At 27.6% G+C, this 6,964-nt stretch carries 9 protein-coding genes; all 9 read right to left on the bottom strand.

The genetic code is table 11. The features are described 5' to 3' along the window. Positions 1-7 precede the first annotated feature (7 nt). Complete coding sequence (gene asrC / locus I4V51_RS11680) at positions 8-979, bottom strand: sulfite reductase subunit C (RefSeq protein ID WP_195988613.1); 972 nt, start codon at positions 977-979, stop codon at positions 8-10. Positions 980-992: 13 nt separating this feature from the next. Further along, the gene (asrB, locus tag I4V51_RS11685) at positions 993-1,787 is read right to left on the bottom strand and encodes an anaerobic sulfite reductase subunit AsrB (RefSeq protein WP_195988614.1); all 795 of its coding nucleotides are present in this window, start codon (positions 1,785-1,787) and stop codon (positions 993-995) included. Then, positions 1,780-2,796, bottom strand: a complete 1,017-nt coding sequence (gene asrA / locus I4V51_RS11690) for an anaerobic sulfite reductase subunit AsrA (protein WP_195988615.1) — start codon at positions 2,794-2,796, stop codon at positions 1,780-1,782. Before asrA ends, asrB begins: the two co-directional genes overlap by 8 nt. 125 nt (positions 2,797-2,921) lie before the next feature. After that, complete coding sequence (locus I4V51_RS11695; protein ID WP_195988616.1) at positions 2,922-3,608, bottom strand: Crp/Fnr family transcriptional regulator; 687 nt, start codon at positions 3,606-3,608, stop codon at positions 2,922-2,924. Positions 3,609-3,810: 202 nt separating this feature from the next. Continuing rightward, positions 3,811-4,611, bottom strand: coding sequence for a DUF4097 family beta strand repeat-containing protein (locus tag I4V51_RS11700; RefSeq protein ID WP_195988617.1), 801 nt, complete (start codon positions 4,609-4,611; stop codon positions 3,811-3,813). A gap of 13 nt (positions 4,612-4,624) precedes the next feature. Next, positions 4,625-5,104 carry a hypothetical protein gene (locus tag I4V51_RS11705; RefSeq protein WP_195988618.1) on the bottom strand — a complete coding sequence of 160 codons (480 nt, stop codon included), beginning with the start codon at positions 5,102-5,104 and terminating at the stop codon, positions 4,625-4,627. Positions 5,105-5,308: 204 nt separating this feature from the next. Further along, positions 5,309-6,007 carry an ABC transporter ATP-binding protein gene (locus I4V51_RS11710; RefSeq protein ID WP_195988619.1) on the bottom strand — a complete coding sequence of 233 codons (699 nt, stop codon included), beginning with the start codon at positions 6,005-6,007 and terminating at the stop codon, positions 5,309-5,311. A gap of 10 nt (positions 6,008-6,017) precedes the next feature. Then, positions 6,018-6,374 carry a GntR family transcriptional regulator gene (locus I4V51_RS11715; RefSeq protein ID WP_195988620.1) on the bottom strand — a complete coding sequence of 119 codons (357 nt, stop codon included), beginning with the start codon at positions 6,372-6,374 and terminating at the stop codon, positions 6,018-6,020. A gap of 176 nt (positions 6,375-6,550) precedes the next feature. Continuing rightward, a partial coding sequence (locus tag I4V51_RS11720) for an iron-containing alcohol dehydrogenase (RefSeq protein WP_195988621.1) occupies positions 6,551-6,964 on the bottom strand: 414 nt, incomplete at its 5' end.

Raw genomic sequence — 6,964 nt, forward strand, 5'->3', positions numbered from 1 at the left:
AATTATATTAAACATTTGGATACTTAATTCCGCTCCAATATACATTATTCATCATTATAGCTTTATCTGATAAAGTAACTCCTTCTAAAGCCCATTTCTTGAACTCTTCAAATCCAGTTCTATCTACTATATATCCGATATGCTCTTTACCACCTGGTGCATTTCTATCAATATATTGTTCTACATATTTGTAAGTATTAACTATTATCTTAGTTATGCTATCTTCATCAGCCCAAATTAAGAAATCTTCAGCAAGTCTTGGGTTTTTCTTACCTGTTCTACCCATTATAGCTAATCTATAATACTTTTCTTTACTTCTAGTCCATGCTCCTGTAGGACAGTTAATTACACATTCACCACATCCAATACATTTGCTATGATCTCTTACTGGTGTATAGTTTTCTGCATGTAAAGCTGCTGTAGACTTTTTAGTACATGCTCTAACACAAGCACCACAAGATATACATTTACTTTCATCTAATTGAGGTTCTGTCATTCCTATAATACCAAAGTCATGCATTCTAACCTTCATACAGTCATTAGGACACCCTGTTAAAGCAACTTTAAAATGTAAGTCATTTGGGAATATTTCTTTTTCTATTTTCTTTGCAAAGTTAGTTGTGTTGTAATTTGCAAATGGACAGACGTTATTACCTATACAAGCACTTACGTTTCTTGTACCAGCTGATGTATATCCCTTACCTGGAACTACTTGATTAATTTCTAAACCTTCAATAATTGGTTGAAGTAACTCATTAACCTTATCCATATTTTTCATATCTATTCCTGGAACTTCAAAACCTTGTCTAGTAGTTAAATGAACTGTTCCATTACCATATGTTTCAGCAATTTCTTGAATAAGCCCTAAGTATTTAGCATTTAAGTGTCCACCTGGTACTCTTATTCTTGAAGCTGTTAATCCTCTATGCTTTGTAACTCTAAAGGCATTCTTTTTAAGCTTTTTAGTATTGATATCCATTAATTACTTCCTCCTAATCTATTAAAGATTTTCCTACTGTATAATTAAATACTGGACCATCTAAACAAATATAAGTTTCATCTATTTTGCAATGTCCACATTTACCTATTCCACAGCACATTTTTCTTTCTTGAGAAATCCAAATGTTTTCTTCTTTAATACCAAGTTTTAAGAATTCTAAAACTGTAAACTTCATCATCATTGGAGGTCCAACAACAACTACTTGTACATTATCCATATCTTTAATTTCTAATTCAGGAATATACTTAGTAACTAATCCTACTTTACCTTGATAACCTTCTGGTGCAGTATCAACTGTTAAGATAAGGTTCATAGTCTTTTCCCAAGTTTTCATATCTTCTTTAAATAAAACATCTTCTGGTGACTTGAATCCTGTAATAAGAGTCATGCTAGTACAATCATTACTATTATTTGAGAAGTATTCTACTATTCCTCTTACTGGTGAAAGTCCTGTTCCCCCAGCAACAACTATTAATTCTTTATCCTTATAATTTTCTATATCAAATCCATTTCCATAAGGTCCTCTTAAGAATAACTTATCTCCAACATAATTCTTAAATATTTCATTAGTAACCTTACCAACTCTTCTTATTGTTAAATCAACGAAATCTTCACCAATTCCACTTACTGATATTGGAGCTTCTCCATACTTAGGTAATGATACTTCAAAGAATTGACCTGGTTTAACATCACCTTTATAAGCCATTCTAAAAGTATACTCAATTGGAGTATGTTCAATTACTTCTAAAATTTCTGATCTAAATGGTATGTATTCATTCTTAGTCATTATTCTTCACCTCATCCATAGCATTTTCTAACTTATTTATAATTGTTGAGAAACTAATGTATTCTGGACAGATATCATCACATCTACCACATCCAACACACATATGATATCCCCATTTTTTCTTGTAATCATATACTTTATGAAGAGTCTTAAATCTCATCTTTTGACCCTTTTCTTTTCTAAAGCTATGTCCACCTGCCATATCTGTATATCCATCTACATGACAAGAAGCCCAAACTCTTCTTCTTTCACCTGCATTTTTATTATCTTTATAAGTTATATCTTGCATAGTAAAACATGTACATGTTGGACAGACAAAATTACATCTACCACAAGCTATACATCTTTCATTATATTCATTCCACATAGTAGACTTCATAACTTCTAATCCTAAGTTTTCTGGAATATTAACTTTAACAGGATTTTCTGTAACAAAATCAGGATTAACTTCCTTTTCTTCTTTCTCTATAGAAGCTATTATATTTGCAATTTCTTCATCTTTAATATCTAAATATACATCTTGTCCATCAACTTTAATGTATGCATTATATTCGTCTGTTTTATTAGATCCCATGCTTACACAGAAACAATTTTCAAAACTGTTTTCACATCCAATTAAAACGAATTTTGCGCTTTCTCTCATTTTCTTATAGTAGACATCTTCAAATCCATTTCTTAAATAGATATCATCAATTCTTTTTAATGAATGAATTTCACAACTTCTTAAGAAGATTAAAGCTGGTCTTTCATCTACTTCAGCTTCTGTGCATTCATCTTCAGTAAAGAAGAATAACGTTTGTCTAGTAGGTAAAATAGTTTCTTTATATGAAAAACTTGATTTTTTATCAAATTCTATTTCTTCAATGCTTTCAATTTCTCCATATCTAACTCTATCAGTATCAGAAAAAGTTCCTGCACCTTCAAAAACCTTTGGAGCATATATTTTATATGTTTTCTTTAACTCATTTAAAGCTAAATTCATATTTTCTAAGTTAAGTTTATATCCCATGTAAAACACCTCTTAGCTTATTTTTTCACTTTTTTGTTAATTCATTAACAAGACTCATGAAATATTATATTTTTTTTCAAAAAAAAAAGATGTGACATTTATCACAACTTTTTAATTTTCTTAATTTAATTATCCTTAAAAAACCTCACCAATTTATTTCTATCAGGAACTATTATTTTTTTATTTTTGTTAATTATCAATCCTTCACTATTTAAAATCTTTAAGGCTCTAGATATAGTTTCTCTAGGCGCTCCAAACATGTCTGCAAGATATGTAATTGTAATATTTAAATCTATTAAAGTCCCATCTTCATGAGGAATACCATAATCTCTAGATAGCTTCCACAACTTAGCCGCAACTCTTTTCTCTACTTTTATAGGAATTGAGTTTTTACTTTGTCTATATAGTCTTCTAACCTTTATAGACAAAGAGCTAATTATTACCTTAGATAACTCAAAATCATCTTTCATAATATCTAAAAATTTAATCCTATCAAAACATAAAACTTCAGTATTTTCAAAGGCTTCACAATTAATAGATGCTGGCAAATCATCAATTATTACTTCATTTACAACTGTATCTTTTCCTAAAATAAATACTACTTTTTTTTGAGATGATTCACTTTGCTTATATAATGCAATCTTTCCACTTTTAATTATGTATATACTACTTATAATTTCTTTATCTCGAAATAAATGGTCACCTTTTTTTAATTCCTTAATGAAGCAAATTTCATTTAATTTATAAATTGTACTTTTACTTATTTTAGAAAATAGTGAAATTTCATTTAATTTAAAATTATTCTTTTCCAAAACTTTTTCTCCTAGTATTATTATTGTGAATATTATAGCACAACTTTAAAGAAATATACCGTTTTCTTTTATATATAAAATAGATATATATTGATATTTCTATAGTTTTATTTTATATATTCATTATATAATATAGCATAATTGTAATTATTAGTATAAAAAGAGCATATATCTCCATGAGATATTGCTCTTTTAGACTAATTTAGTTGTATATTTTTATTTCTCCAATTCCTAAGCTTAAATTAAATTCATAAGTTCTTTCTGATGATGTTATAGCATTTATATTTGTTTCTCCTATACCTGAATCTGTATTAAAATATACTGGTGCATTTTCAGGTATTTTTATTTTAGCACTACCTACTCCACCTTCATAAGTTAGATTACCTCCTACTTCTTCTATTGAAATATCAATTTCTCCAACACCACCATCAATATCAATTTCTCCACATTTTCTTAATAGATTAATCTCACTTTCTCCAACCCCTGCATTAAAATCTAATTTATTAAAGAATATATCATTAATTTTTAATTCTCCTGCACCACCATCAATATTAAGATTATTACAATTAATATTGCTTAATTCAACCTCAGCAGCCCCATAACTTAAATATATATCGCCACTATAATTATTTGGAACTTTAATCATCAATTCAACATCTATATTATTTGATTTAAATAAATCTATATTGGATATATCATTTCCATCACTAATTTCTATACTCTTTCCCTCTTTATTTATATTTATTTTATCTACATTTAAGTTTGTTTTACCAGTCACTATAACTTCATTTCCATCATATCCTACAATATTAATTTTCCCAAAACCAATACTTATATCTATTTTATTTTCATTCTCTAATTTAACATTTTTATTTATATCCGTAACCTCATATGTCTTATTACTTTTACTATTATTTTTATTTCTAACCTCAAGCCTAACAGAACAAGCACTTAAAGATAATACTAATATCAAAGATAAAGCTAAAGTCATTATTTTTTTCATTATAAATTACCCCCTATATAATATCTAATTTTTTATCTATATGATTTACAGACATATATAATAATCCTGCAAAGATTATTATATCTATAAAAATATTAAACAAATTAATTTCTAAAATTTCTCCAATTATCAAATATATACTTGGTAAAGCTACATATGATATAAGTTCTAAAATTGATGTTACCCCTCCAAATATAATTATAGATATTGCAACTAATACTATACATATTCCATTATTATTAAAATAACTTTTATATATTATTGATAATGTAGATACTAATAAAAATAAAATTAAAAACCCCCATAATACTGATACTGACGTAATTAAAAGTAAACTTATTTTTCCCCCAGTTATAATACAACCTAAACATGTCAATATAATAAACCATATCCCTTCTAAAATAAATCCAACATATTTAGCAGATAAAAATTCCCATCCCTTAATAGGTACTAAAAATACCAGTCGGCCTTCCTCAGCTGATATACATTTCATAAACCTTACTATTGTTGAAATTAAACTTACTAATAACACCACACAAATTATTGGAATAAATATAAATTCCGATGGAATCCATCTCCAAAATATAGATAGCTGCATTATAAAAAATAAAACAATTCCACTCCCAATTATTAATTACGCTTTTTTATTTATAATATCAAACTTTATAATATTTATAATATTTCTCATAATTCCCCCCTATTCTGCAAAGATATATTTATATATATCTTCTATAGATTTATTATACTTTTCTCTTAATTCTTCAGTATCATTTATTTCTATTACTTTCCCATTCCCTAAGAAAGCTACTTCATCAAATAAACCTTCTAATTCCCCAACATAATGAGTTGTTATAATAATTGAACTTTCTTCACTAATATTTTGAATTATTGCATCTATTATTTTACCTCTTGATACTATATCAACTCCTGAAATAGGCTCATCTAACATATAAAGTTTTGCTCGCCTGCTTAAGGTTAAGCTTAAATTTAACTTTTCTAACATCCCCTTTGATAATGATTTAATCTTAAGACTTCTATCTAAATTCATAAACTTCATTAAGTCAATCATTTTCTTTTCATCAAAATCTTCAAAAAAACTTTTATAAAATACTATCGCATCATTTATAGTATTCATATTAGCTAGGTTGTTTTTCTCTTGAAGAAAGGCTACTATTTTCTTTGTTTCATACCCAGCTGATTTCCCATCAATTAATACTTCTCCAGATGTCTTTTTTAATAAGCCCGAAATAATATTTAAAAGAGTTGTTTTTCCATTCCCATTAGGTCCAAGTATACCTAATACTTTTCCTTTATCTAAGTCTAATGATAAATCTTTTATTATTTCCTTATTTCCAATTTTTTTATATAGATTATTGACCATTAAAATCTTATCCATAAGCGCCCCCCTAAAATTTCTGATCTATTAAATTTATTAAATCTTCTTTTTTTACACCTAACTCCTTTGATTCATTTATAAAGCTTGTAATTACATCTTCTAGCATTTCAATTCTCAATTCATTTATCTTATTTTCATCATCAACAACAAATTTTCCTATTCCTCTTTGGGTATATATTAATCCTTCATCTTCTAGTTGTGTATATGCTCTTTGAATAGTGTTTGGATTTACTTTTAACTCACTTGCATATTCTCTTACTGACAAAATTCTGTCACCACCCTTTAATTCTCCTTTTACTATGCCTTTTTTTAAATATCTCATTATTTGCGTATATATAGGCTCTTTAGAGTTAATTTTAAACTCCATAATCCACCTCCTATGTCAAGTATTAGTGTGTTAATAATATAATACACTAGCACACATCTTTTGTATACATTTTTTTCTATTAATTATTATTTTTTACTTTGTATTTGAATACTTAATCCTTTTTATCATAAAAAAAAGCCCTAGCTTTCGCTAGGACTTCATATATAAATTATTGATTATTTATTTTTCTTTTCTTTCTTAGTTGGAGCTGCTTCAGCTTTTGCTTCGTTTTTAGCATTTCTTCCGTAGTAGCTAGTGATATACATTTCTTTTAATTCAGCCATTAATGGATATCTTGGGTTAGCTCCTGTACATTGGTCATCGAATGCTTGCTCAACCATTTCATCGATTGTTTCGAAGAATTTAACTTCGCTTACACCAGCTTCTTGGATTGTTTTTGGCATATTAACTTTAGCTTGTAATTCTTCTACAGCTTTAATTAATAATTCAACCTTTTCAGCATTAGTGTTTCCACCTAATCCTAGGTAATCAGCAATCTTAGCATATCTAGATGATGCATTTGGATATTTGTATTGTGCAAATGCTGCTTGCTTAGTTGGAGCTTCTTCAGCATTGAATCTTATAACTTC

It is taken from the genome of Clostridium sp. D53t1_180928_C8 (assembly GCF_015667795.1).
Taxonomy (GTDB): domain Bacteria; phylum Bacillota; class Clostridia; order Clostridiales; family Clostridiaceae; genus Clostridium.